20 protein-coding genes are annotated in these 24,907 nt (G+C 51.2%); 6 read left to right on the top strand and 14 right to left on the bottom strand.

Annotated elements, in window-relative coordinates; all coding sequences use genetic code 11:
* From csy2 to C4F51_RS09050, 9 genes are all read right to left on the bottom strand, one after another.
* Positions 1 to 969 carry a type I-F CRISPR-associated protein Csy2 gene (gene csy2, locus C4F51_RS09090; RefSeq protein ID WP_193909165.1) on the bottom strand — a complete coding sequence of 323 codons (969 nt, stop codon included), beginning with the start codon at positions 967 to 969 and terminating at the stop codon, positions 1 to 3.
* Entirely contained in the window at positions 966 to 2,306 is a 1,341-nt protein-coding gene (gene csy1, locus C4F51_RS09085) for a type I-F CRISPR-associated protein Csy1 (protein ID WP_193909163.1), read from the bottom strand. Before csy1 ends, csy2 begins: the two co-directional genes overlap by 4 nt.
* Before the next feature lie 72 nt (positions 2,307 to 2,378).
* A complete protein-coding gene (gene cas3f, locus C4F51_RS09080; protein WP_193909161.1) occupies positions 2,379 to 5,783 on the bottom strand; it encodes a type I-F CRISPR-associated helicase Cas3f in 3,405 nt (1,134 codons plus the stop codon).
* The gene (gene cas1f, locus C4F51_RS09075; RefSeq protein ID WP_193909159.1) at positions 5,780 to 6,763 is read right to left on the bottom strand and encodes a type I-F CRISPR-associated endonuclease Cas1f; all 984 of its coding nucleotides are present in this window, start codon (positions 6,761 to 6,763) and stop codon (positions 5,780 to 5,782) included. Before cas1f ends, cas3f begins: the two co-directional genes overlap by 4 nt.
* A 223-nt stretch (positions 6,764 to 6,986) precedes the next feature.
* Positions 6,987 to 7,994 carry a tryptophan--tRNA ligase gene (locus C4F51_RS09070; RefSeq protein WP_193909157.1) on the bottom strand — a complete coding sequence of 336 codons (1,008 nt, stop codon included), beginning with the start codon at positions 7,992 to 7,994 and terminating at the stop codon, positions 6,987 to 6,989.
* 83 nt (positions 7,995 to 8,077) lie between these two features.
* Complete coding sequence (locus tag C4F51_RS09065) at positions 8,078 to 9,424, bottom strand: M18 family aminopeptidase (RefSeq protein WP_193909155.1); 1,347 nt, start codon at positions 9,422 to 9,424, stop codon at positions 8,078 to 8,080.
* A gap of 25 nt (positions 9,425 to 9,449) precedes the next feature.
* Complete coding sequence (gene tsaB / locus C4F51_RS09060) at positions 9,450 to 10,160, bottom strand: tRNA (adenosine(37)-N6)-threonylcarbamoyltransferase complex dimerization subunit type 1 TsaB (RefSeq protein ID WP_193909153.1); 711 nt, start codon at positions 10,158 to 10,160, stop codon at positions 9,450 to 9,452.
* Positions 10,161 to 10,339: 179 nt separating this feature from the next.
* Positions 10,340 to 11,182, bottom strand: a complete 843-nt coding sequence (locus C4F51_RS09055; protein ID WP_193909151.1) for a hypothetical protein — start codon at positions 11,180 to 11,182, stop codon at positions 10,340 to 10,342.
* Positions 11,183 to 11,184: 2 nt separating this feature from the next.
* Positions 11,185 to 11,430, bottom strand: a complete 246-nt coding sequence (locus tag C4F51_RS09050) for a hypothetical protein (RefSeq protein WP_193909149.1) — start codon at positions 11,428 to 11,430, stop codon at positions 11,185 to 11,187.
* A gap of 438 nt (positions 11,431 to 11,868) precedes the next feature.
* Here C4F51_RS09050 and C4F51_RS09045 point away from each other — a divergent pair, with 438 nt between their 5' ends.
* Positions 11,869 to 12,945: a 3-deoxy-7-phosphoheptulonate synthase gene (locus C4F51_RS09045; protein ID WP_193909147.1), complete on the top strand. Its 1,077-nt coding sequence runs from the start codon at positions 11,869 to 11,871 to the stop codon at positions 12,943 to 12,945.
* A 78-nt stretch (positions 12,946 to 13,023) separates the two neighbouring features.
* Here the strand turns inward: C4F51_RS09045 and C4F51_RS09040 are convergent, their stop codons facing one another.
* The 3 genes from C4F51_RS09040 to C4F51_RS09030 form a co-directional block, all read right to left on the bottom strand.
* Positions 13,024 to 13,917 carry a DUF4380 domain-containing protein gene (locus C4F51_RS09040; protein WP_193909145.1) on the bottom strand — a complete coding sequence of 298 codons (894 nt, stop codon included), beginning with the start codon at positions 13,915 to 13,917 and terminating at the stop codon, positions 13,024 to 13,026.
* Between the two features lie 208 nt (positions 13,918 to 14,125).
* Positions 14,126 to 14,977 (bottom strand): thioredoxin, encoded by an 852-nt coding sequence (gene trxA, locus C4F51_RS09035; protein ID WP_193909143.1) that lies wholly within the window; start codon positions 14,975 to 14,977, stop codon positions 14,126 to 14,128.
* A gap of 61 nt (positions 14,978 to 15,038) precedes the next feature.
* A complete protein-coding gene (locus tag C4F51_RS09030) occupies positions 15,039 to 15,572 on the bottom strand; it encodes a YaeQ family protein (protein WP_193909141.1) in 534 nt (177 codons plus the stop codon).
* A gap of 29 nt (positions 15,573 to 15,601) precedes the next feature.
* On the opposite strand from C4F51_RS09030, the gene C4F51_RS09025 reads away from it, so the two are divergent.
* Positions 15,602 to 16,459, top strand: coding sequence for an RluA family pseudouridine synthase (locus C4F51_RS09025; protein ID WP_193909139.1), 858 nt, complete (start codon positions 15,602 to 15,604; stop codon positions 16,457 to 16,459).
* A gap of 57 nt (positions 16,460 to 16,516) precedes the next feature.
* Here C4F51_RS09025 and lysS read toward each other — a convergent pair whose 3' ends face one another.
* A complete protein-coding gene (gene lysS, locus C4F51_RS09020) occupies positions 16,517 to 18,010 on the bottom strand; it encodes a lysine--tRNA ligase (RefSeq protein WP_407926918.1) in 1,494 nt (497 codons plus the stop codon).
* A 47-nt stretch (positions 18,011 to 18,057) separates the two neighbouring features.
* Positions 18,058 to 19,153, bottom strand: a protein-coding gene (gene prfB, locus C4F51_RS09015) for a peptide chain release factor 2 (protein WP_193909135.1) whose coding sequence is annotated in 2 segments (ribosomal slippage) — positions 18,058 to 19,080 and positions 19,082 to 19,153 — 1,095 coding nt in all. Because the reading frame shifts where the segments join, the coding sequence is not laid out codon by codon here.
* A 520-nt stretch (positions 19,154 to 19,673) separates the two neighbouring features.
* Here prfB and C4F51_RS09010 point away from each other — a divergent pair.
* The 4 genes from C4F51_RS09010 to C4F51_RS08995 all read left to right on the top strand — a co-directional run bounded on the left by C4F51_RS09010 (position 19,674) and on the right by C4F51_RS08995 (position 24,849).
* Positions 19,674 to 20,042: a GtrA family protein gene (locus C4F51_RS09010; protein WP_193909133.1), complete on the top strand. Its 369-nt coding sequence runs from the start codon at positions 19,674 to 19,676 to the stop codon at positions 20,040 to 20,042.
* Between the two features lie 2 nt (positions 20,043 to 20,044).
* Positions 20,045 to 21,019, top strand: a complete 975-nt coding sequence (locus C4F51_RS09005) for a glycosyltransferase family 2 protein (RefSeq protein WP_235992307.1) — start codon at positions 20,045 to 20,047, stop codon at positions 21,017 to 21,019.
* A 240-nt stretch (positions 21,020 to 21,259) separates the two neighbouring features.
* Positions 21,260 to 22,984: an NPCBM/NEW2 domain-containing protein gene (locus C4F51_RS09000; protein ID WP_193909129.1), complete on the top strand. Its 1,725-nt coding sequence runs from the start codon at positions 21,260 to 21,262 to the stop codon at positions 22,982 to 22,984.
* Between the two features lie 38 nt (positions 22,985 to 23,022).
* Positions 23,023 to 24,849 (top strand): hypothetical protein, encoded by a 1,827-nt coding sequence (locus C4F51_RS08995; RefSeq protein ID WP_193909127.1) that lies wholly within the window; start codon positions 23,023 to 23,025, stop codon positions 24,847 to 24,849.
* Positions 24,850 to 24,907: the final 58 nt, after the last annotated feature.

Genomic DNA, 24,907 nt, shown 5'->3' with positions numbered 1-24,907 from the left:
TTAAAAAGAGTTTTGCGTACTTGTCAGGGAATTTTCGTAATCGTTACGGCAACGGTAGATGCCATTTTCCGGTTGGCTATCGGCATACCAAAGCAGTTGCTCTGCAGCATGCAGCCTATGAGGAGATAGCCATTGGCCAACTGAATAAAGACTCTCTACAAAACGAAATGGCGTGGTGTTGTCACGGGCATTGGCAACAGTGCCCGGTTCGTGAACCTCACCCAACGCACCATAGCCAACAGGAATCGGCACTATCCAACCCGGGCTGGTGTGATTGGGCTGCCATTTGCCTTTGCCGTTTTCTGCATCCGCCTGATAATGCCAATCAACACGCGACAGCGATAACCAGGCATCAAGGCGAGTGGCATTCGGATTTTCGGTTTGTAATTGAGATAAACGTTTATCGAGCAAGTCATCCCGGGCAACCAGCGTGAAACCTGGCAACAGGCTACGGCTCAGTTCGCGGAATTTTTTTAACCTGCTGGCCTCATCGCCCGACAAATCAACAACCTTTGGCTGATAACGGTGTAACCAGGATTTTGCTTGCGGATGAATCGTGCCGCCCGCTATGCGCATGGATGCCAGTGTTTCGGCTACCTGAACCAGATATTCCTCGCGCCAACTCTCCGTATTGATAGAGATCACCAGGCTAACTTCCAAATGGATGCGACCCTCCTCAACAATGGCTGCTGTTTTGCCTGCCTTGTCTACCGGGTTGCGGGTGAGACGAAAGGTTTTTACAAAACCTCCTTCTGTCACCTGCTCCTGATGGTCGTGACATACCACACCTATAGCGTTCATCGGTAAATCCAGCCCTGCCTGTTGCAGCTTGCGCTCCAATGCCCACATCACACCTAAAAAAGCCGTCATTGATGGGAAGCCATGGGTTAATGGGCTGGAAATAGCGTTAGCGTTTTGCACACGCAACCTTGGAAACACCAACAAATGTGATCCGGAAGTGCAATTCATCGCCCACCTCCTGTCGCACGGCGTTGCCGGACAACTGGCCAATTCACGCCATCTACTACAGCCTGTTTCGCCCAGTGCTTGTACTCAACATCACCCACTGCAACCAGGCCCTTATTGCGCAGATATTCGTTTAACCAATTGGCAAAGCAGCTGGCCACCTCGTCTGGCCAATCGCCCCAGGTGTAGGCGGAGTTAAACGCCTCATCGTCAGTTAGATGACTTTCTCGAACAGGCAATTGGATACGTTCCGGATCCAGCCAGAGTTTTTCACATTGCGGTAATTGGCAGGCGGGGTTGCGCGTCCAGCCAGGCTCCTGGCTCAGACCAATGCTTTGCCCAAACAAAGCAAGCTGCTGTCCCAACCCCTGCTCCAGTGCTTCACGTTTTTCGCGGGTTTCTTTGATTTTATCGGGGTCGGATAACAACAGTTCGGCCAGAGCTTTGAGTAAATCCGGCACTTCGTCAAACCAGCGGAAAGCGCTCAGCACAGAATCCACATACAAAATTTTGATGCGCTTGTTATCAGTCCAATGAGGAGGCAGCGAGGCCAGCAGATAATTCACACCGCCTCGTTCGCTATTCAGCTGGGAGATATTTTGCGGCTTGGTACCACCCAGTTTGCGAACCGCTAAATCTCGATAATTTCGATAGATCGTATCGTGCGGGGCTTTAACGCGGCGCGCCTGACGGGCAATTTTATTGGCTTCACCGAAGCGCACATCCTGAATATCAGCATGCACCACATGAGCCAATGCACTGGAGAACATCGGTTGTAACAGGTGGTACTCGCCATCATCAGCTGGCTCTTCGCCTGTCAGCCAGTAAACTTGCTTGGCCATTTCATGAGAAGAAAAGGTATTTTCTTCTCTTACCAAATTGCTAAAAGCCTGCATCCAGACTTTGGCTGTTTCAGTATCATCCGATAAAGCCTGTTGCAAATCAGCATCGGCAGCTTGCATCCACTCCAGTAGCCGCTTGCCCTCAACTTCTGTTTTGAGAAATTTAAAGACATCAAGCGCTGCCGCATTACCGACAACATCTTCTGCAAAAAAATCACCCAGTAAATGGCTACCAATTTCAGCATGTGGCGGCAATGTAGCAGGCACCACATGTAAACTGCTTCCCCGGGCATCCGGGTGGGTCGCCTTGAGCACATGGGTAACGGCCTGAATTTGACTCACCCGCCGTGCGGCATCAGCCAACCAAATGGCATATTCATATTTAACAGCGGCTTCGTTATCGCTGTCATTACCCTTCAGCTTGGCATCCCGCCTTTCTTCGATAAATGCAGCAATAGCCGAGCGAAATTGTTTCGCTCTTTCCGTTAATACTGTCATGTTGAATCCCTCCTGTTATTGCTTTTATGGTTACTACATCGCTTTATCATCAACTGCTCTCCTTGTTCGTTGCTAATGTTTTTTACCGAACCCCAACCAGGGATGCCAGTACCAGCCCTGATCACTCTGTAAAACCTCTACCGTTGCCATTTTTTGCGCGCAACTGTCTAAAGAAATATCCAATACTTCTGCATGAGTTTCTAACAGTGCCATCAAGTCAAAATCCGCCCAGGGACTTATGCCTTGAGCGGGTTCCAGAGGCAGATGGTGGCGCTTGCTTGCATCAACCAATGCGTAAAGTTTTTGGCCACGCGCAGAAGGATCATCCTCTACGCGATAAAGCAAAAGCCGCTCTTCATCGTCGTCAGGTTTAAATACCAGCGTGTCCGTTCGGGTTGCTGCTGAATCGCGGAAAGGTTGTTGTTGTGACAAAGCGGCTGTGAGCATTGACCGGGGATATTGCCAGGCGGGTGCGGCTTCGTCTTGCTCCAGCCGGAACAACGACGTGCGACGGCGTGATGTTGCAGCCTGCACAGGGCGTGGGAGCATGCTGATTGTCATGCGAGCGTGCTCCAAATCTACCAGGTTACCTTTTGGATTTCTCGCACTCTCCGGCCTTGGCAATACGCGCGGAATAGCGCTCAGAACCTGGTAGTCATCTGCTTGTAATAGCTCATGCAACCAGTGGCTGTTCAGATAAAAATCACCGCCGGGCGCACCTTTTTCAAAACCCGGTTGGCGGTAAACCGGTTTACCCTCGTTGCGCAGTAAAAAGTAATTAACGGGGGCATCCAGCAACAGCATATTGGGTTCGATAGGTGCCTTGCGGCGGTGGCGTTGCACACGGCCAGCCAATTGAATCAACGAGCGCATGGACGAAGGCTCGGCGAGCGCCCAATCAGCATCCCAATCGCGCCCTACCTCACAAACCGGCGATGCGAGCACCATAAAAATATGGTGTTGCTCAGGTGTACTATCCAACAGCTGGCGTATTTCCGGCTGTTGGTAAACCGCCTCACCTTTATCGTCCCGGCGATTAAAAGTGTTATCCAGAAGGTTTTCGATAGCCGAACGCTGCACCAGTGGAAAGCGCGAGTGATACACACACAAATGAATCCGGGTATTTTCCGGCGCGCTTACGCTATAGAGCGCTTTTGCCACGGCTATTAGCGGTTCGATATTGGCCATGCGAACAATGCCAAAACTCACCTGTTTGCCGGTTATCGGGTCAGCCTCGGCATGGGCGCGGTGCAAGCGCAGACAACCTTCACGAATGACCCTGGCGAATTCGACATAAACCTGCTCACGCTGCCGGCTTTGAATCGCGAGAGGGAGTATTTCTGCCCGTCGCAACGGCTCGGCCTGCGATAACTCACGCACCCGCCGCGCTACAAATTTTTCGTGCTGTTCGGCAAAACTGTCAGGCTCGGCGACACTTGTCTCCTGAGCGTTAAATTCATCAACCCACAAACAGGGAACATCCAATACTTCCGGTGCAGCACCTCCGCTGCCGGTACGGTTTTTTGCATACTGCTGCCGACCTGCGCGATAAGCCATAAACATACCTTGCAGCAACGCCGGTGGCAGGGTTGCCGATGACAATACAATTCGAGCACCCAGCAGCCCTGCCCAGTGCACCAGCCGAGTGAGTGCGGGCAAATCATTCAGGTCATAATCATCCAGCTCATCGAGAATTAAATCGCTGCTCATCAGGCGTAACATCGGGGCAATTTGTCGCCCGGCACGCTGCGACTCTGTAGCGGGCACCAGATGATCAACCGTACATACCAGCATGGGTGCAGAAATGAGTTTACGAATATCGGCATTCGCCAAAGCGCGGGAGAGCAACGGATGGTCAGCACTATTACCTTCATAAAGCACATGGCTGTCTTCTTCGATCAGTGACTGAATAGAAGCTGATCCGGTTTGCTCCGCCTGCGCTTCATAATATTCAAACAACGTTCGGTTGGCTGAACCGCCGACTAAAATAGCCAGCTCGTCTTCATCCAAATGCAAATCGTTGCGATAGCTGCGGCCGGTTTGCAATGTGAGTGTGCGTAAACCTAATGCATAGGTAGCGCGCATCCCTAACTGAGGTTCTGATAACGCATAAAGGATGCGAGCATTCGCCAGGGTTTTGCCACAACCGGTAGAGGCCATATTAATGATAAAAGCCCCTTGCTCTCGCGCTCGCTCACGCATGGTTATTGCTTTATCGAAGGCTTTATCCTGCCAGGCAAAGCGGGAGTTACCGCTGCGTTTACGTAGCCCCCGGTGGTTTGCCAGACGAGGCAGGAAATTTTCAAACCCGGGCAGCGCATGTGCAATGGCGCCTGCGCCGTTAGCCACGCCCAGCAAATGCTCGGTTAATGTTTGATTGCGGCGACTCTGCGAAGTTGTATTGGCAAACAGTTTGTCATCGCTTACCAAAAAGCCGTGCCGCTCGCTAACAGGTTTGCCATCTTGCGCGAACACCAGGCCAGAATAGTGGTGATCGGATAGCATAAGACAGAGGCGTGACAGGTGCATAACATAGGGGTTATCCAGCCATTCGCCTGTATTCAGTCGCTGTAACTCCAGCAGGCGTTTGGCTAACCGGGCCGCTTGTTTTTGCCAGGTTTTATGCATCACCGGCAGCCTGCTGGCAAACTGCCAATAAGCTCTGCATTCAGCCAGTTCCGCAGGGCGAAATACTTCGTTCCAGCGGTGGTCGATATTGTTTAAAGGATTCTCCAAATAGCTCCGGGAGAACTCATCCGCCCGCGCGCCCAGCCATCGTTGAACCCCATTTTCCATTACCGGCACCACCGGCAAACGATGATGAGTAACGACTAACCAGCCAATAACTTTTGCCAGGGGCGGCAAGGCAGTAAAAGGGTTTGAGTTGGCGGCGTTGATGCCATCGCACTGGTAGCGCTCCGGAGCAAGCCAATCCTGCTCGTTAAAAGTCTCCGACTCTGTGAGACGCGTTAGCCAGACGTTGTCATCATCTGATCCCACGAACGCCTGAAACAACCGCAGCGATACCCATTCGTGTCGATAGAGATTTTTTTCCCGCCGCTGCCCCGCTAACCGCTCCTGAAAGGCAATACTGGCTTTGCCCAGATCGTGCAGCAAGGCTGCCAATTGCGAAAATAATTTAATGGCTTCCAATGTATGCCAATTATTTTCATCACCCGCGCGCAGCACGTTTCTTTCGGTGGTGTTGGTGGGTACGGCACCCTGGGTATTAAATTGGCGGGCATCTCCTACAACCCACATAAGCTCGCTGTAGTCTTTTCCGCGAATCCAGTGGCAGGCAACGGCGGTGTTTTTTCGTGCGGTTTTGCGCAATAATTTCCGCAATGTATTCAAACCATCTGTGGTGATGGCTGTTTGCCAGGTGCGATCGCCGCGCCGTTCGGCAAACTGATCCAGAATGCGCCGCGTTTCGGTTAATGCGCGCTTGCTGCATTGGGACACCAGCAATACATTCATTGGATTGCACCCACTTTTGCTGCGGTCGTGGTGGCAATGTCCTTTAGCGTGTCAATCATAAAATCCAGCGATTCACTGCGGGTTAAGGCTTCAATACAATTCTGTCGAAATTGCTGTTCCTCATCGCCACGCATCGCTGATAAGAATGCTTGCGGTAAAATAACGGCGTCTTTCACCAAGTCAGCCGCATCAAAAACCAAACCGCCACGCCGGGTTTTACCGTGCAACACGGCCAGGCCATGGGGCAACCCCAAAACCCAGGTGGCTGTAGCACCCAGGCCATAAGCCAGATAATTGCCATGATCCAGAAAGCGATTGGCTGGATCTGATCCTGCGCCCCGCTTGGCACGAGTGAAGTCGCCGTAGCTAACTGTGTCTACCGCCAATTTAAATAAGGCTTTACTGAGCCTGGCCTCTTCAGTCAGCAACATAGTTACATCGGGAATCGCTGCAATTCGCATAGCACTGTTTGCCACCAAACTTTCCAGACGCGCCAAATCCACCGAGAAGCCGGCGTCTGTCAGGGCTCGTTTTGCCCATTCTGTTTTCAGACGAGATAGCCGCGCCAATTGCAGCGCTTTCGCGGCAGCCAGGCGCAAATTGTCATCGAACCAGAACTTAACCCAGGCTTGCAGATATTCCGTAGGACGGTATTCACTTTGGGGAGAAAACCAGGCAACGTCAAAATCGACTTCGTTGGCCGTAAATAACGGTGTACCGCCTCCTCCACAAAAGCCCACCAAAACACCGGCTTTAGCCAGCTCTCTCATGGCAGCCTGAGTAATAGAGGTTTCGGTACCCAGCAACAGCGAGGTAGTATTTGCGATGGGGATATTCCAATAGAGGGATCGCTTACCTTCGTCAGTGACATATTCAACACGCCCACCATTTACAAGAATGCGGCAATGTTGCAGGTAATAGATATTGGCCCGCTTGGAATGGAGAATGCTTTTAAGATCGGATGCTGCGATATCGTCCATTGTTGTTCAGATCCTTTGTATTGTCTGGAAAGACAAATCGCCCGACTATTTAAAGGCAACCTGACTCCCGATTAACACCGGATAAGTAATGCACCTGTCCACCCCTGTGCAATCCAATGTTTTCCAAGCATACCAGCGCCGTCATCAAAATCAACACCATAAAAAACGCGCAGCCTCATGTGAGCGCTGCGCGTTTTTCGGTAAAACAACCGGCAGAGCCGGATTATTTGATGGTGCGAATTCCCACGGCTTCACGCACAGCTTCCAGCATGGGTTCGCTGTGTGCTCTGGCTTTTTTAGCGCCGGCTTGCAATATGTCTTCGATGTCCGAGGGGCGGGAGAGCAAGTCGTTGTAGCGCTCGCGTGCTTCGGCGATTTGTCCGTTGATCAATTCAAATAATTGTTTTTTGGCTTCGCCCCAGGCAATGCCATCGAGAAATGCCTGGCGCATTTCAGCGGTTTGTTGTTCGGTGGCAAAGGCTTGCCAGATTTGGAATACCGTTGAGCTGTCCGGGTCTTTCGCTTCTCCCGGTTCCAATAAATTGGTGACAATTTTATTGATGGATTTTTTGAGTTGTTTTTCCGGTAAAAATAACGGGATGGTGTTGCCGTAGCTCTTACTCATTTTGCGGCCGTCCAAACCTTGCAGCACCGCGACATTGTCATCCACTTTTGCTTCCGGCAACGCGAAACGCTCGCCGAAAATATGGTTGAAACGCCCTGCAATATCCCGTGCCATTTCGATGTGTTGAATCTGGTCTTTGCCAACAGGTACCTGGGTGGCATTGAACATGAGAATGTCAGCGGCCATTAACACCGGGTAGCTGTATAAACCCATGGTCACGCCGTAATCCGGGTCTTCACCGGCTTCACGGTTGGCATCTACGGAGGCTTTGTAGGCGTGGGCACGGTTCATTAAACCTTTGGCGGCAACGCAGGTAAGAATCCAGGAGAGCTGGGGAATTTCCGGTACGTCAGATTGGCGATAAAAAACCGCGTTGTCGGTATCCAGCCCCAGCGCCAGCCAGGTGGCGGCGATTTCGCGGGTGGATTGATCTACCTGTGCCGGGTCGTGACATTTGATTAGCGCGTGAAAATTGGCCAGAAAAAAGAATGACTCGGCGTTGGCGCTTTGGCTCATTTGAATGGCCGGGCGAATAGCGCCGACATAGTTGCCGAGGTGCGGGGTGCCTGTGGTGGTAATGCCGGTAAGAATCCGTTGCTTGCTCATGGTTCGCTTCTTATAGACTCAAATCAATAGAATAAAGCGGCACATAATACAGGCAACGGCAGGATTTGCGAACCGTTGGGTCGTTAGCGTTGTTCGCCCAGTAATTGGCTGGTCAGCGAGCCGCTATAGGCGTAAAACGCGCCCATGACCCGGTAGAGGTACCAGCCATCCTGAGTGCCAGCCAGCTCCCGAATGGAGTGCATGGCAAAGGTGGGCACGCCCACATCCAGGGTGCGCACACCCACTTCGGAGGCGATGACCGGGCCGATTGTGCTGCCGCAGCCCATGTCGGTGCGAGCCACAAAATTCTGCACCGGCACATCCACTTGCTGACACAACAAGCGAAACAAGGCGCTGCCATCACTGGTGCTGGCGTAGCGCTGGTTAGCGTTGATTTTGATAACCGGGCCGCGATTGAGTAACGGGCCGTGGTTTTCATCGTGACGATCGGGAAAGTTCGGGTGAATGCCATGAGCATTGTCAGCAGAGATCATCATCGACTGCTCGATGACCCGGGTGCGGGTTTCATTCTCCGGCAGCAAACGCTCCAGAAAATTTTGCAGCAACGGACCTTTGGCGCCACAGCAGGAGGCACTGCCCACCTCTTCGTGATCGGTACAAATCAATAAGGTCGATTGGCTGCCGTCGGCCTGCAACAGGGCTTGCAAACCGATAAAACAACTTAGCAGGTTGTCCAGTCGCGCACTGGCAATAAATTGCTCCCGCTGCCCGACTATTGCTGGCGGCTGGGTGTCGTAGAGGCTGATTTCATAATCGAGAATTTCCTCGGCATCCACCTCCGGATATTCCTGCTGCAGTTGTTGCAATAGCTGCTGACGAAAAGCCGGCGCTTTGTCTTCACCTTCCGGCAGTTGCAGCCATAAAGGAACGATATCGCGCTGGGCGTTAATACTGCGATTGTCATTGACACCGCGGTCCAGGTGTATCGCGAGGCTGGGAATCGTTACTACCGGCTTTTTTACATTGATCAAGGCGTGCTGCAATTTGCCGCTGCGATTGCGAAAAGAAACCTTGCCTGCCATGGATAAATCGCGGTCAAACCAGGGCGCCAGCAGCGCGCCGCCATACACTTCCACACCCAGTTGCGCGTAACCCATTCTTAACAACTCGGGGCGCGGTTTAACTTTCAAACAGGGGCTGTCCGTGTGCGCACCGACCATGCGAATGCCCTGCTCTGTCAAATTACCTGCGCCATAGACGAAAGCAATCAGCGACGAGTCGTTACGTGTAAGCACATAGCGCTTGCCTGGCTGCAGTTGCCAGGCATCGCCTTCGTATAAACGCTCAAAACCGGCATCCAGCAAAATGGCCAACAGAGAACCGGTAGCGTGATACGCGGTGGGAGAACTCTCAAGAAATTGAAGCAACTGCTGGTTAAAAGACGCTACAGAAGTATGGGATGCAGACATAATCAGCTACCTGAAAATCAGTAAATTATTGGCGGATACGCTGGCGTTTTTGCCAGGACACTTCATTGCGTAAATAGACGGGTTCGGCTTCCATCACCGGCAGCTGTTCACCGCGACGAAATTTTTCAGCGGCCAGTACCGCCATGGCAGCGGCATCGGGAAGACAGGTTAACGAAGGGTTGCCTGCCGGTAATACGGCCAACTCCGGATAGTGCCAACCCGGCCCGATAGCTGACAGCGCCGCAAGGTTCAAGGCCTGAACCTGTTGAACAACATCCGCTGGCGACATTACCGCTTCCGGAACCAGTGCTTGCGGCTCACAGCTGCCCGATTTGTATTGATACAGCGACCAGTAAACCTCATTCATGCGGGCATCCAGGGCAACCAGCAATGGCTTGCCAGCGCTGCTACTGCCCTGCCCGGCAAACCAGGCGTAGGCCATGCTTTCCAGTGTTGATACCGGGATAACGGGCAAATTGGCTCCAAACGCCAGTCCCTGAACAATGCCCAGGCAAATTCGCAAACCGGTAAAAGAGCCAGGGCCACGGCCAAAGGCAATCGCGTCAAGGTCAGACAGCTGATAACCGGTAGTGGCCAGCACTTCGTCTACCATCGGCAACAGCCGTTGGGTATGGCTTTTGGCGGCGTGCTCAAACAGGGAGGTAAGCTTGCCGTTGTCATTTAAAGCAACGGAACAGGCATCAGAAGACGAATCGAGAGCGAGAATCAGAGACATAACTATCGGATATTGGAAAATGAGCCGGTATTTTGCCAGATTCCAACGGGTCAAAACACCGATATCTTGTACGGCTGACACCGCAAGACGGTTTGGTTATGAATGGCCGAAAAACAAAAACCTTTAGCGCCGTGGTTAAACGGCGCTAAAGGTTAATTAACGACGACCGCGCTGAAAAATCAGGACGCGGTACGACGTGAAGGCTTGCGCCCGGCAGACTTGCGTGTTGCGGTAGCGGCTTTACGAGGTTTTGCTGCGGTGTCCGTCTTACGACTTTGACGGGTTTTGGTGGTAGAACCACCGGCCAGCTTTTTCTCCAGTTGCGCCAACTGGCTACTGGATTTTTTCTGTGCGGCTTTGGTTTTTGCCGACAGCTTTTTAGTCGCTGCTTTGATTTTTTTGGAGTCTGCTGCTGTACGCAGTTTTTTCCATTTGGTTTCAAAAGCTCTGCGCGCTTTTTCCAGATCGGCGTCAGCACGAGCACTCAGTTTTTCATGCAATTCCTGAAGTTTTTGCTTGGCAGATTCCTCAGCACTTTTGGCCGAATGCAGGGCTTTGCTTTTGGTCAGCGCCAGGCGAGCTTCACTCAATTTGCTGCGTGTCGTTTTGGCAGTGGCACTCAACTTATCATGAGAAATCGAAGCGTTTCTGGCTTCTTTACGATCGGCCGCACTGGCTGATTTGGTAGAGCGGGTTTTGGTTTTGGCAACATTCTTTTTGGATGCGGACAAGGCACGGGTATGCGCAGCGACATCCTTTTGCAAACTATCTACCAACGACTGTGCTTTTAACACACCGGGGTCAGTGATCTTACCCGCAGCGCGTGGTTTTGCAGCGGTACGCGTTGTGGCTTTACTGGTTGAACGGGTTGCCGATTTGGCAGCACTTTTTTTCGGGACAGGTCTGGCAGAGGATGAAGCGACTGTCGAACGCGTGGATACACGTCCTGATGAACGGGCGGTTTTTTGTGTTCCAGTGGATTGTTTTTTTGGATTCACTACTGCGTTGTCGACTTTAGCCATGTTTATTGCTCCGTAGTCATTAAAAGTAATACAGCACCGACAACAAAAAACATAGCACAGCTTTTAAATAAATCCCGTTGGTTATGGAAATTACTAAAAATAGTGCTATCTATTTCTATTTTTTTTCCATTAATACCACCGGGCACACATAAAACGGCGTTTTGCTGCCCTGAAAATTTATGCTTGCCGCAGGCGGCCTCATTTAGCCCGCTGAAAAAGTCGGGCAAAAAACTGCCGATGATTTCCACACAGCAACGACGTTAGCAACCTGACTATTTTCAAACACGGCGCTGATTTTTAACGGTGGGCAATGATGCGTTAACGAAGAAAAACCGGACGGAATTTTGTTTTTGAAAGAGCGATTGCAAACCGCCGTCAGTGTCGTGCCCCTGGCCTTAACCTGCTCGCCTCTACATGCCGAATTACCAGTTTGGAAATGGCTACCGCTCAAATTGGCTGAATGGGGCAGCAGCGCATCCACTTTACCGGAAAGCATTACCTCAACCTGGCCGCTTCATAAACCCGAAACGAATCACCCGGCAACCAACCCTGCCGGTTTGAGCAACAGCCTCTGGAAAGTCTTCCGATTGGCCATTACTATCTCCGCCATTGCGAAAAACCTCCCCCCAACAGCCGGATTTTTCAGTAGAATAGCGGCGAAATTGCCTTTTTTATGGAAAACAGTAATGACTGATGCTCAAGTAGACGATCTGAACGTGGTTTCCCAGGAGTTGCTTATCTCTCCTGACGCGTTGAAAACAGCGCTGCCCCTGACAGAAACCGCCCGCAAGGTAGTAACTGAAGGTCGCGAAACCGTACGCAATATTCTTGATCGCAAGGATCCACGCATTTTTGTGGTGATTGGCCCTTGCTCCATCCACGACGTGGATGCAGCCAAAGATTATGCCGGGCGACTGAAGAAACTGGCGGAAGAAGTCAGCGATACCATCTACGTCATTATGCGCGTTTACTTTGAAAAGCCACGCACCACGGTTGGCTGGAAAGGCCTGATCAACGACCCCTACCTGAACGATTCTTTCAAGATTCAGGAAGGCTTGCACATTGGTCGTAAATTGCTCATTGATATCGCCGAGCTGGGCTTGCCTACGGCAACCGAAGCGTTGGATCCGATTTCTCCGCAATACCTGCAGGATTTAATCAGCTGGTCTGCCATTGGCGCACGCACTACCGAGTCGCAAACCCACCGCGAAATGGCCAGTGGCCTTTCATCGGCGGTCGGCTTCAAAAATGGTACCGACGGCGGTTTGACCGTAGCCATCAACGCGTTGCAGTCTGTATCCAAGCCACACCGCTTTCTGGGTATTAACACCGCTGGCCAGGTTTCTATTGTTCATACCCGCGGCAACGCTTATGGCCACGTGGTATTGCGCGGTGGTAACGGCAAGCCGAACTACGACTCGGTGAGCGTAGCGCTGTGTGAGCAGGAGCTGCAAAAGGCGAAGCTGATTCCTAACATCATGGTCGATTGCAGCCACGCCAACTCCAACAAAAATCATGAGCTGCAAACGCTGGTGATGGAAAACGTGGCGAATCAGATTCAGGAAGGCAACAAGTCTATTGTTGGCCTGATGGTAGAAAGCAACATCGGTGCTGGCAGCCAGAGCATTCCTGCTGACCTGTCGCAACTGAAATACGGCGTATCGGTAACCGATGCCTGTATCGACTGGGAAACCACCGAGCGCACCCTGCGCAAGATGCGCGATACCATCAAAAACAGCCTGGGCAACCGCACCTTTGATTGATTCAGTAAAACGATTCTCAAGGTAGCGCCCATAAAAAAACCCGCCAGTTACTGTGCGGGTTTTTTTATGGGGTTTGTATCAGGGTTTCAATGCTGTTTTGGCAACCTGGTCGCGGATGTAACTGACCAGCGCTTCGCTACCCTCTTTGAGCGGTATCCCTTCGGGCACTTTGTGAACGTGCCAGACGACATCCCACTCCAGATATTCCCCTGCTTTCAGCGAGGTTAATGGGCCCTGTTGTTGCAACTCCATTGAGCTTCGCTCAGCACCGACGAATAATTCAATTTCGCCTTCGCCTGGCGCGGTTTTGGCAACCGGAACATCCTCGAATTGCTTGATGATCAGATAGCCTTCATTGACGTAGGCCAGCCAACCTTCGCTGCCATCGGCCATCAATTTGTGATGGTCTTTTTGCAGGTTTTGCATGTTGTACTTTTGCCAGACGATGCCATCACGCTCAACCACCGGCAATAAATAGAAGATACCGCTCTGGTAACCCTCTTCGCCTTTCGGGTAAAGCGTAATACCACCGGGCTTGAGACGGGTGATTTCCCACGGGGCTATTGAGCGGGTTTCCTGGGAGTGGTTGTAAATGCGGTAGTGAAACCGCAGGGCTTCGGAGCCGGGAATAACACTGAAACGCTTGCTGATTTTGAAACCGGTACGGGGGTCTGTCTGGCTGGCGAAGAGCAGCGAGTCGGCATCTACTGTAACTTTATAGGGTTTGCTGTCGTGTGCTTCGATGGGTGGCCAGCCCCAATCACTTTGCGGGCTACTCCAGAATACGCCGCCCCACAAAACATTGCGGGCCGGGTCCTGGGTTTTCATTAATTCGTGGCCGTTGTATTTGAGCGACGCCACACGTCCGCCGATCAACGGCTTCAAACCAAGCTGGATAGCACCGTGCTCAACAACAAAATCATTACCTTGCTGCATCACGAACGCAGGCGGGGTAGCCGTGTTGTGCGACACAGACAACTCCAATCCTGATTGATCGCACCCTGTCACCAACCCCGCTATTAAAACCCCCAGGAGCCAGCATTTTGCCTTCACCATTGGGAACCTCGGTTGCACTCGTCCACACACTTTTTTTTGATATCACCCACGTTAAAACTTAATACCCGCATTTCATATGTGTTAAAGAGTGTAACGGTTTTCAGGAAAGGCGGCCAACCGGCACCTAGTAAAGCAATGTAAATAATTTACGTTGAAATTCAATGGCCAAAGGGTCTGCTTTACCCAGCGCTGCAAGGATATCCATATAACTTTTTTTCGCTCCGCCCTCGGAAAAATTGCGCTCTTTTTTCAAAATATCGAGCAACAACGACAGCGCCTGGCGGTGCTCACTTTCCTGATGACACTGCAACGCCAATTGATAAGCCAGCGACAAATTGGCCGGATCGGCAGCATAAGCTTGCTCCAGAGCCGCAAGCTCGGGTGTTTTCTGCGCCTGCTGTGCAAGATCCAGTTGCGCCAGCACCTGTTCGTACAAGGCATCACGCTCGGCAAATTTGATGGTATCGAGCAGCGCTTTTGCTTCGTCGATGCGCTTAAGCTCAATCAATGTTTGCGCTAACAGGCAGGCGATTCCCGCCATGTGGGAAGATTCTTCGTAAACCTTTCGTAATAAAGGTAAAGCGCCCTGATAGTCATTAGCAGAGATTAACGCTTCTGCCTCTTGCAAGGTGGCCTCCCAGGCTTTGGGCAGGTATTTTTGTAACAGCTCCCGCACCTCAACTTCCGATTTTGCACCGGCAAATCCATCAATCGGCTGACCGTCTTTTATCAGGATAACGGTTGGCAAACTTCTCACCCCGAACTGGCCGGAGATCATGTTTTGCTCATCGGCATTAACCTTCGCCAACAGAAAAGCGCCTTGATATTCATTAGCCAATTTTTCCAGAATCGGCATCAGCGCCTTGCAAGGCGCGCACCAGTCAGCCCAGAAATCGACAACCACCAGGCGGTTGAAAGATTCATCGATTAATAATGACTGTGCGTTATCGAGGGTAATTTCAGCGATTTTTTGCATAACAGAGGTCCTGCCCGAACAATGAAAATATCAGAAATAGAGGTTAAATATGGTGCCCCGCTCAGGGCATTTCCAGCAGTGAAATACTCACCGTAGCGTCTCCGGAAGATACGTACACCAGCGACTCGGAAATGGTAACCGCCCATTGCATGTTTTTTTCTACCAGCGCCACCAGCGCTTGCAATTCTTCAGCAGCGAAATAATGCATGGTGACTTTGGGCATGGCCGAAATGGCATCGCGTTGTTGCTGCCACCAGATATCCATACCACGGCCATAGGCAAACACTTCTACCGCCACCGATTGGCTGGAGGCTTTTTTCAGGCGATCTACCGACGGTTGCCCTACTTCGATCCAGTTAAGGATGCGGCCATCATCGGACTTGCACCACAATTCCGGCTCTTCCGGGGATGACAACCCCTTATTAAATACCGGTCGTGCCGTTGCGTTAAAACAAAACGCCAGCAAACGCACCACCATCCGCTCGAAGGTTTCCGAGGGGTGCAAGGCCAGGGTGAGATTCAAATCGTCATAATAGTGCCGATCCGTATCGGAGAGCGTAATATTCGCTTTATAAATGGTCGCTTTTTCGGCCACAATAGTTTTCCTTTCGATTGAATCATTTCATGACCGACATCAATAAACCGATCATTGCCAATTTACACGCAACGCACACCGGGCAAACAGCGCTGGACTTGCTGGCGACTACCGGCCTTTCCAAACAACGTATTAAAGACGCCATGAATAAAGGCGCCGTGTGGTGGAAGCGCAAACAAAAAACCTTGCGGCTGCGTCGCGCTACGCAACCTCTGGATGAAGGCACTCTGGTACAAATTTTTTACGACGCCCAGGTATTGGCACGCGCACCGGAAGCACCGGTATTACTTGCCATGCACAAAACCTACAGCGTTTGGTACAAACCGCACGGGCTGCTTTCACAAGGTTCGCAATGGGGCGACCATTGCAGCCTGTTGCGTTACGCCGAATTGCAACCGCCGCGTCGGCCCTGTTTCCTGGTGCACCGTCTCGATGGCGATGCCGCCGGTTTGATGTTGATTGCGCACACGCCTGCGGCGGCGGCACAACTTTCTGCGCTGTTTCAATCGCGCGATCTGGATAAGCAATACCAGACCCGTGTCGAGGGCCAATTTCCTCTTCAACCGGCGCTGGTCACACTGGACCAACCGATTGACGGCAAGGTCGCGATTACCCGCGTGTCGCCGTTTAATTACGACCCAACGGGGCAAACCACCCTGCTGCTGGTAAAAATTGAAACGGGCCGCAAGCACCAGATTCGCAAACATTTATCCCAGGCGGGTTTTCCCATTGTGGGTGACCGCTTGTACGGCAGCAACATTAAAAGCGATCTGCAACTGCTGGCCTGGCGACTGGCGTTTCAGTGCCCGGAAACTCGCCGACCGGTGGTCTACCAGCTTCCTTCCGAACTGCAATATTTTGTGGCTGATCAAGCCCGCTTTGTGTGATCCCGAAAATTAAAAAGGCGCCATAACAATGGCGCCTTTTCATAACCAAGGCCGGACTTATTCCGGACGCATGTGCGGGAACAACAGCACGTCGCGAATAGACGGCGCGTTGGCAAACAACATCACCAGACGGTCGATACCAATGCCCTGCCCGGCGGTTGGCGGCAAACCGTATTCCAGCGCGCGCACAAAATCGGCATCGTAATACATGGCTTCGTCGTCACCGCCGTCTTTGGCTTTTACCTGATCCAGGAAACGCTCTGCCTGATCTTCCGCATCATTCAACTCGGAGAAGCCGTTAGCCAGCTCACGGCCGCCGATGAAAAACTCAAAGCGATCGGTCACTGCCGGGTTGTTGTCATTACGACGCGCCAGCGGCGATACTTCGGTCGGGTATTCGGTAATGAAGGTCGGTTGATCCAGCTTGTGCTCAACAGTTTCTTCAAAAATTTCGGTGTGGATTTTGCCCAGCGGCGTGCCGGCTTTGATTTTCAGACCAAGACGCTCAGCAACCTGGGTAGCACCTTCCACGCTGCTGATTTGCTCAGCGGTTACGCCCTGGTTGTAATGCAGGATGGAATCAAACATGGAAAGACGCACGAATGGCTTGCCGAAATCGTATTCACTTTCCTGATATTTCAATACGGGGTTGCCGGTCAATTCGATACACAGCTTTCTCAACAGATCTTCTGTCAGATCCATCAAATCGCGGTAATCGGCATAGGCCTGGTAGAATTCCATCATGGTGAATTCAGGGTTGTGACGGGTTGAAACACCTTCGTTACGGAAGTTACGGTTAATTTCGAACACCCGCTCAAAACCACCAACCACCAGGCGCTTCAAATACAATTCCGGCGCAATACGCAGATACATTTCCATATCCAGCGCATTGTGGTGTGTCACGAAAGGACGCGCCGAGGCACCGCCAGGAATAACGTGCAGCATCGGGGTTTCAACTTCCATAAAGTCATGATCAATCATGTATTGACGGATAAAGTTGATGCATTTGGAGCGCATGCGGAAAGTGTCACGCACTTCCGGGTTCACAATCAGGTCAACATAACGCTGACGGTAACGAATTTCCTGGTCACTCAGACCATGGTACTTGTCCGGCAGCGGGCGCAGGGATTTGGTCAGCAATTGGAATTGCTCAAGGTTTACGTACAAGTCACCTTTGCCGGATTTGTGCAGCGCGCCGGTTACGCCGACGATATCGCCGATATCCCACAGACCCCAACTATCACGAATCACTTCCTGCGCGGCTTTGTCTGCGTACAACTGAATGCTGCCTACACCGTCCTGCAATACCAGGAAGGGACCGCGTTTAGCCATAATACGGCCGGCAACGCTGACCTGATGACCCAACGCTTCCAGCTCTTCTTTGGTTTTTTCACCAAAGGCATTTTGCAAATCGATACTCTTGTCAGCACGACGAAAATCATTGGGAAACGCGTTTCCCTTTTCACGAATCGCGGCCAGCTTGCTGCGTCGCTCGGCGATTAATTTGTTTTCATCCTGCGTTAAAGAAGTTTCGTTGCTCATAATGCTCACTGACAATAGCGGTTAATAAAAAGTAAATTCGGCGCATTGCCGACAGATTACAGGCCTGCTTTGAGGCTCTCGACGATAAACTGATCCAGCGCGCCGTCCAGCACGGACTGGCAGTTACTGGTTTGCACACCGGTACGCAAATCCTTGATGCGGGAATCGTCCAGCACATAAGAGCGAATCTGGCTGCCCCAGCCAATATCGGCTTTGTTGTCTTCCATAACTTGCTTTTCAGCATTGCGCTTGAGCATTTCCTGCTCATACATCCGCGCCCGCAGCATCTTGTAGGCTTTGTCGCGGTTGGCGTGCTGGGAACGTTCGTTTTGACACTGCACGACAATACCGGTCGGCAAGTGGGTAATCCGCACCGCCGAGTCGGTTTTGTTGATGTGCTGACCACCGGCGCCGCTGGCGCGGTAGGTATCAATACGCAAGTCGGACGGGTTGATGTCAATTTCAATGTTGTCATCAATTTCCGGGGCGACAAACACCGAACAGAACGAGGTATGACGGCGGTTGCCGGAGTCAAACGGTGATTTGCGCACCAGACGGTGCACACCGGTTTCGGTACGCAACCAGCCAAAGGCGTATTCGCCTTCGTAGCGGATAGTGGCGCTTTTAATACCGGCCACGTCACCTTCGGAAACTTCTTCGAGAACGGTTTTGAAACCCTTGGCTTCACCCCAGCGCAAATACATGCGCAGTACGATTTCGGCCCAATCCTGGGCTTCAGTACCACCGGAACCCGACTGAATATCCAGATAGGCGTTGTTGGCGTCCATTTCACCGGAAAACATGCGGCGGAATTCCAGCTGTTCCAGCTGGCCTTCAAGACGACCGATTTCAGCGGATACATCATCAACACTGGACTGGTCGTTTTCTTCAACCGCCATATCCAGCAGTTCGCCGCAGTCGGCAACGCCGGTTACCAGGTCATCAATGGTTTTTACCACGCCTTCCAATAAAGAACGCTCACGGCCCAGGGCCTGCGCACGCTCCGGGTTGTCCCAGACATTGGATTCGGCAAGTTCCAGCTCTACTTCTGTCAAACGTTCTTTTTTGACATCGTAGTCAAAGATACCCCCTAAGCACACGGGTGCGCTCGGCGAGGTCTTTCAGGGTATTTAATAGCGGGTTGATTTCCATAGGGTAGTCATTTAACCAGAAAGGTCGAAAAATTCAGACTCCGGCAAACAGGAGTCAGGCAGCCGCGCATTCTACATGACTTGCCGCCCCGACTCAAAACACCACTTTCTAGGGTAAATACCGCGCAAGATTCGCTCAAAAAACAACCAGAAAATATACTAAAAGTCAGGCGTTACAACTTCATACAAAATGGTATCCGGACATCTTTGGTATTAACCGCCTTAATGGAGAATTCTTATCGCCTCTGTTTTTGCGGCAACAACCCTGCAGAACGCCGGTTAAATGGAGGCTCGAGTGCTCTGGCAGATCATCAAAAAGCCTGAAAGCCGGCTGATCAATTGCCCGGCAAAACGCTGTATCAGAAGGATGATTGAAATTAACATTCAGCACGTTTTACGGTATGCTCTGCCAGCTTGGAGTATTGCTCATACTGACCAGCCGGGTCTGGTACATCTTCTTACAAGACGCGAAAGAATCAACAATAACCAATCGCGGAGACCGCTGTTTAGCCCGGTAATTTATGCTGAATCATTTAATACGATTTATTCTGGTCGGCGGCAGCGCCACCCTGCTGCAATTTGCACTGTTGTTTGCCTTCGTAGAGCTTTTTCATCTGCATGCGGTTTTGTCGTCGGCGCTGTCATTTGCCTTGTCCGCCGTTTTCAATTATCTGATGAATTATTACTTTACCTTTAACAGCTCCAAATCCCATGCAGAAACGGCAGGAAAATTCGTCGTGGTGGCCTCGTTGGGCTTGCTCATCAACTCCGGCACCTTCGCGTTATTACTGCCGCTGGTGCCCCACTATCTGATTGCCCAAATTGGCGCGACGATCATTACCCTGGGCATCAACTTTTTATTACATAAAATATGGATATATCGGAGTTAACGATGACCATCAATCAACCCTCTTTGGCGGTAGTAGTGCCTTGCTACAACGAAGAAGAAGTTCTGCCAAAAACCCTGTCGGTGTTGTTGGCACTCTTGTCCGACCTGGAAGCCAAACAAAAAATCAGCAGCGCATCACGTATTTATTTTGTCGATGACGGCAGTAAAGATGCTACCTGGGCACAACTCGAACAAGCTGCGGCGGCTTATGATGAAGTGGTCGCTATCAAACTCTCGCGTAACAAAGGCCATCAAAATGCCCTTTACGCAGGTCTTTGCACCACCACCGAAGATATTATTGTCAGTATCGACGCGGACTTGCAGGATGATCCGAAGAATATCGAATATATGGTGGATGAGTATTTAAAAGGTAACGAAGTCGTTTACGGCGTGCGATCTGCGCGCCATACCGATACCTTTTTCAAGCGTTTCACCGCCGAAGGCTACTATCACGTCATGAAAAAAATGGGCGTCGATCTGGTCTTCAACCACGCCGACTTTCGCCTGCTGTCGCGCCGCGCTCTGGATACACTTCAACAGTACGACGAGTCCAACCTTTTTCTGCGCGGCATCGTTCGCGAGATAGGTTTCAAATCATCGGTTGTTGAATACGAACGTCAGGCGCGAGAGGCCGGCGAAAGCAAATACCCGCTGCGCAAAATGCTGTCCTTTGCCTGGAAAGGCATTACCGCTTTTTCAACCATGCCATTAAGAATGATCACGGTGCTGGGTTTGCTATCCGGTTTTGTATCTTTCTTTTTGATGGTATGGGTATTGGCCGTCAGATTTTTCTCGGACGATGCCATGCCAGGCTGGGCCTCAACACTGTTGCCACTGCTCTTTATCGGCAGCGTGCAATTATTATGCATGGGCATTATCGGCGAATATTTATCAAAAATTTACGAAGAAGTTAAGCGCCGTCCCAAATATCACATTAGCGACATTGTTAAAAAAGAAAACAATAAATCCGATTTATGATCAACCCCGTGAGAGGGAGCGCCACTGTGAGACGGCGCTCCAATGACAAACAGACAGTTAACCGGGATGTCTATTAAACGGCGTAACAGGCTCGCGACAATGATAAAAACAACTCCCTCCGCAGAGAGCACCGGGCAGATTTTTTTGAAAGAGCCAATGCTGCCTCACGCTCATTCTGAAAGAAATGTCTCCACCCTTTTTCATTGGTACATCAGTGGTGCGATATTACTGAATTTGCTGATGATGTTTTTTGATGGGCATGGCGGCGATCTGGGTTTTTGGAAGGACTGGGTAAGGCAGCTGGGCACCCATGGCTATGGCCAATTCAATGGTAACTATCCGCCCGGCTACGTGCACTGGCTTTGGCTGACCGCAAAAATGTATACGTTTTTGCAAATGCCTTTTGAAATCAGTCCGTTTTTAAAATTTACCACGCAAATACCGGTGCTGTTGGCACACCTGCTGCTTATCGCCATTATTTACCAACTGCTCAAGCGCTACGCCGTCAGCCGCACACATTTCCACCTTGCCATGGCCCTTACGGCGTTTAACCCGGCGCTGCTACTGGATGGCCCGGTGTGGGGTCAGATTGATGTTATACCCGTAGTACCCGCTCTGGCGGCGATTTTAATCAGCTGTCATGAGCGCTGGCGCATCTGGGCTTTTCCGCTTTACTGCACGTCTTTGCTGATCAAATTCCAGATGATTTCTTTCTCGCCGGTGATGGGAATTGTTTTTTTGCGCCACTGGAAAACGCATCTGAAAGGTGGATTGCTCAGCCTGCTATTAATTCCATTGGCATTCCTCCCCGCCCTCGTGACGGGCAATGGCATACGGGCTTTTGAGCTGGCTTACATTGAGGTGCTTAATCAATACGGCCGCACTACTATGGGCGCGGCCAATATCTGGATTTTGCTCACCGGCAATGCCACGCCGGACACCCTGGTTCTATTTGGTATATCACCGGATTCTTTTTGGGCACCACTTTTTACCGCGCGCCGTTTCGGGATGATTTGCTTCGCCATCACCATTATCAGCCTGTTTCTGCATGCGGTTTATTTATTAGCCACGGGAAAATTTCCGAAAGAAACACAAGCTGCTGCCAGTCGTTTGCTCTTTTATGCCATCGCTTGCGCTACCGCCTTTTTTACTTTTTTACCGGCCATGCATGAGCGTTACATCATCCCGGCGGTCATTATGTCTCTTGCCTATTGCGCGATAACACCGGGGCGTCTGCTTGTGCCGCTGGCGCTTACTTTTATTTCCACATTTAATTTGTTAATGACGCTGGGTATAAAAACGTCGCATATGTGGCCGGTTATTTCCTGGTTAATGTTGGCCACCTGCCTTTACATTATTCTCGAATGCTTGTTGCCCCGAAATGCAAGGAAGGTAATCTCCAACCTGTTTGAGAAGGTGGCAACACTGCCCTGGTTGTCTGCCTGGGTTTTGGTTATCGCTCTCAGCTGGAGCGCGCACCTCCTTTATCAGCGCAGTTACACGCATGTTGCGGCCTTGTCAGACAATCAAAAGCTGCTCACCGAGTACACGCCGGTGTTTCAAAAGCAGGATTACGGGCACCTGCAAATTAATAAAAGTATTAACGGCAACCCGTTGAGTGTGGGAGGAAAACGTTATGCTACCGGATTCGGCACTCACGTTAATTCCGTCATTGACTTTGAGTTACCACGAGGCGCAACCCACCTCACCTTTATTGCCGGCGTAGATAACGAAGTTGAAACAGCCCAGGTCAGCTTTCAGGTGTGGGGCGATGAGAAGGAACTCTGGCGCTCACCGGTTCATTATGGGTCGGAGAAAAACCTGCAACCGGTTGAAGTGGATATCCGGGGGATTCGTCGACTAAGTTTGCGGGCCAATGCCCTGAAAAGCATCAGTGCCGGACATGTCGACTGGGTTAACCCGGTGATTACGTTCAGGAATGGCAGCAACCCTGAACAACCTTGATAATCCGCATAACATATAGAAGCACGGACAGTCATTTTATGAAATTAATGAAATACCGCCCCTGGTGGATCACTTTCGCACTGGTGCTACTCAGTCTTTTTGCGCTGATGCAAATTGCCACCTTGCGGGACATAACTCTCGATAACGCCAGACTTTCCATCAATGGCGGCGCCAGCGAAGTGATTTCACTACCGCTGAAGCGCAATATTATTGGCGAGTATAGCGTTGAGGTAAGCATCTCACCGGCAGCGCTGGCCTCAAGAAGCGTGCAGATTATTCCGGATGATCAATTGCTGTCGGTTAGTCTGAATGGCGAGGCCATTTCCCTGCAGGAGTTTTCTCCGCAGCAGTTACGTGATTACACCCGCGGTATTGCGCTCAAGCTGCCGCAATTAAAAACCGGGCAGGAAAACACCCTGGTAGTTCGGGTACTGAATAACAGCAACCCGGCTGGCCTTGATATCCGCCCCTTACCGGACGCCAACATCACCGCATCGATTTCAGTGGCGCTGGCACTGGCGATGATGGCTTTCGCGTTAATAAGACATCTGCCCATCAGCCGAGGGCAAACGCTGTTACTGGCCGTCAGCCTGATAGCGTCGCTGGTTTATTTGTCTCATACATCGCCGTCAACCAGAACCTTTGATGTGTACGAAGGCGGCGGGCATCGTGACTATATTGAATATTTGATTGAGCATAAAGTAACGCCGCCGCCCGGCGATGGCTGGGAATATCACCAACCACCGGCTTACTATCTGATAGGCGCAATCAGCAAATCGGTATTGCCGTTGGCGCCCTTGCATGGCGATTACTGGGGGCAGTTACTGGCACTCTGGTTATGGACGATTTTTTTAGTTGCCAGCCTGGCAACGTTACGATTGGCGCTACGCAAATCAACGCTGGCATTGATAATCGCCAGCCTGGCGTTGTGCCTCTGGCCGTCCGGTATTATTCACAGCATTCGTATTGGCAATGACCTGGCCATCTACGCCTTTTATGCACTCGCCTTTTTCTACTGCTTGCGCTGGTGGCGAGCAAAAGCAACACCGGATTTAACCTGGGCTTGCCTGTGGGCCAGCCTCGCCCTGCTCAGTAAATCCAACGCTCTGGCAGTGTGGGGTGTTATTGGTGTTTTGTTATTAGTGCGCATTGTGCACTTATGGCTGCGCCGCCAACGCAACGTCAACGCCATAAAAACCATTCGACATTACATTCTGATTCCAGGGTTGATTTTCAGTTTGACGCTGGTCGCCAACTTTGGCGATAACGTTTGGCATTATGTGCAAGGTACTTCCAATGACTGGCTGTTATCCAACGTCAGCGATACCATTCACCCGGGGTTAAAAGTCGCCAACCAGCCGGCCAATTATTTACTATTTGATCTGGCTACCTTTATTGAAAAGCCGTTTATCAGCACCTGGGAAGACCAGTATGGTCGACAATATTTCTGGAATTTTGTATGGCGATCCGCCCTTACCGCAGAATTCTTTTTTTATGGCAAGGGCATGGAAATCTGGGGGCTGGTCAACGGCGTTTTATTGCTGATGATGCTGAGCGGCATAGTGATTTATGCGGTTCAGCGTAATACCTTGTTGAACGGCGGACAATGGAAGCGTGCGTTTATGCGAAACTTGCCGTGGGTGTTTGCGCTGATTCTGCCGTTCCTGTTATTGCTCGCCTACCGCATTAAAGTCCCCTTATCCTGCAACACCGACTTCCGCTACATTTACCCGGTGCTATTGCCGCTGGTGTTTTTTTCCTGTCTGGTATGGCGACAGTTTCCACGCTTCAAACTTGCCTGGATACCCGCTACCGGTATGCCGTTGATTGGCCTGTCAACCCTGGTTTGGTTAGCGTTGCTATGAAAAAAATCCCTGTCAGTTAACGCTGGCAGGGATTTTTCGAGTGGGCGCGGTTAACCCG

It is taken from the genome of Cellvibrio polysaccharolyticus, assembly GCF_015182315.1.
GTDB classification, from domain to species: domain Bacteria; phylum Pseudomonadota; class Gammaproteobacteria; order Pseudomonadales; family Cellvibrionaceae; genus Cellvibrio; species Cellvibrio polysaccharolyticus.
The sequence above is the reverse complement of the archived record's forward strand: the minus strand, read 5'-3'. Positions and strand labels throughout refer to the sequence as shown.

What these genes read in the sequence shown, in the direction of transcription:
- C4F51_RS09045 (WP_193909147.1), top strand. Translation starts at nt 11,869, where the DNA reads ATGACTGATGCTCAAGTAGACGATCTGAACGTGGTTTCCCAGGAGTTG.
- csy1 (WP_193909163.1), bottom strand. Translation starts at nt 2,306, where the DNA reads ATGACAGTATTAACGGAAAGAGCGAAACAATTTCGCTCGGCTATTGCT.
- csy2 (WP_193909165.1), bottom strand. Translation starts at nt 969, where the DNA reads ATGAATTGCACTTCCGGATCACATTTGTTGGTGTTTCCAAGGTTGCGT.
- C4F51_RS09065 (WP_193909155.1), bottom strand. Translation starts at nt 9,424, where the DNA reads ATGTCTGCATCCCATACTTCTGTAGCGTCTTTTAACCAGCAGTTGCTT.
- cas1f (WP_193909159.1), bottom strand. Translation starts at nt 6,763, where the DNA reads ATGGACGATATCGCAGCATCCGATCTTAAAAGCATTCTCCATTCCAAG.
- C4F51_RS08995 (WP_193909127.1), top strand. Translation starts at nt 23,023, where the DNA reads ATGAAATTAATGAAATACCGCCCCTGGTGGATCACTTTCGCACTGGTG.
- C4F51_RS09010 (WP_193909133.1), top strand. Translation starts at nt 19,674, where the DNA reads ATGCTGAATCATTTAATACGATTTATTCTGGTCGGCGGCAGCGCCACC.
- trxA (WP_193909143.1), bottom strand. Translation starts at nt 14,977, where the DNA reads ATGCAAAAAATCGCTGAAATTACCCTCGATAACGCACAGTCATTATTA.
- C4F51_RS09005 (WP_235992307.1), top strand. Translation starts at nt 20,045, where the DNA reads ATGACCATCAATCAACCCTCTTTGGCGGTAGTAGTGCCTTGCTACAAC.
- cas3f (WP_193909161.1), bottom strand. Translation starts at nt 5,783, where the DNA reads ATGAATGTATTGCTGGTGTCCCAATGCAGCAAGCGCGCATTAACCGAA.
- C4F51_RS09055 (WP_193909151.1), bottom strand. Translation starts at nt 11,182, where the DNA reads ATGGCTAAAGTCGACAACGCAGTAGTGAATCCAAAAAAACAATCCACT.
- C4F51_RS09025 (WP_193909139.1), top strand. Translation starts at nt 15,602, where the DNA reads ATGACCGACATCAATAAACCGATCATTGCCAATTTACACGCAACGCAC.
- C4F51_RS09070 (WP_193909157.1), bottom strand. Translation starts at nt 7,994, where the DNA reads ATGAGCAAGCAACGGATTCTTACCGGCATTACCACCACAGGCACCCCG.
- C4F51_RS09000 (WP_193909129.1), top strand. Translation starts at nt 21,260, where the DNA reads ATGATGTTTTTTGATGGGCATGGCGGCGATCTGGGTTTTTGGAAGGAC.
- tsaB (WP_193909153.1), bottom strand. Translation starts at nt 10,160, where the DNA reads ATGTCTCTGATTCTCGCTCTCGATTCGTCTTCTGATGCCTGTTCCGTT.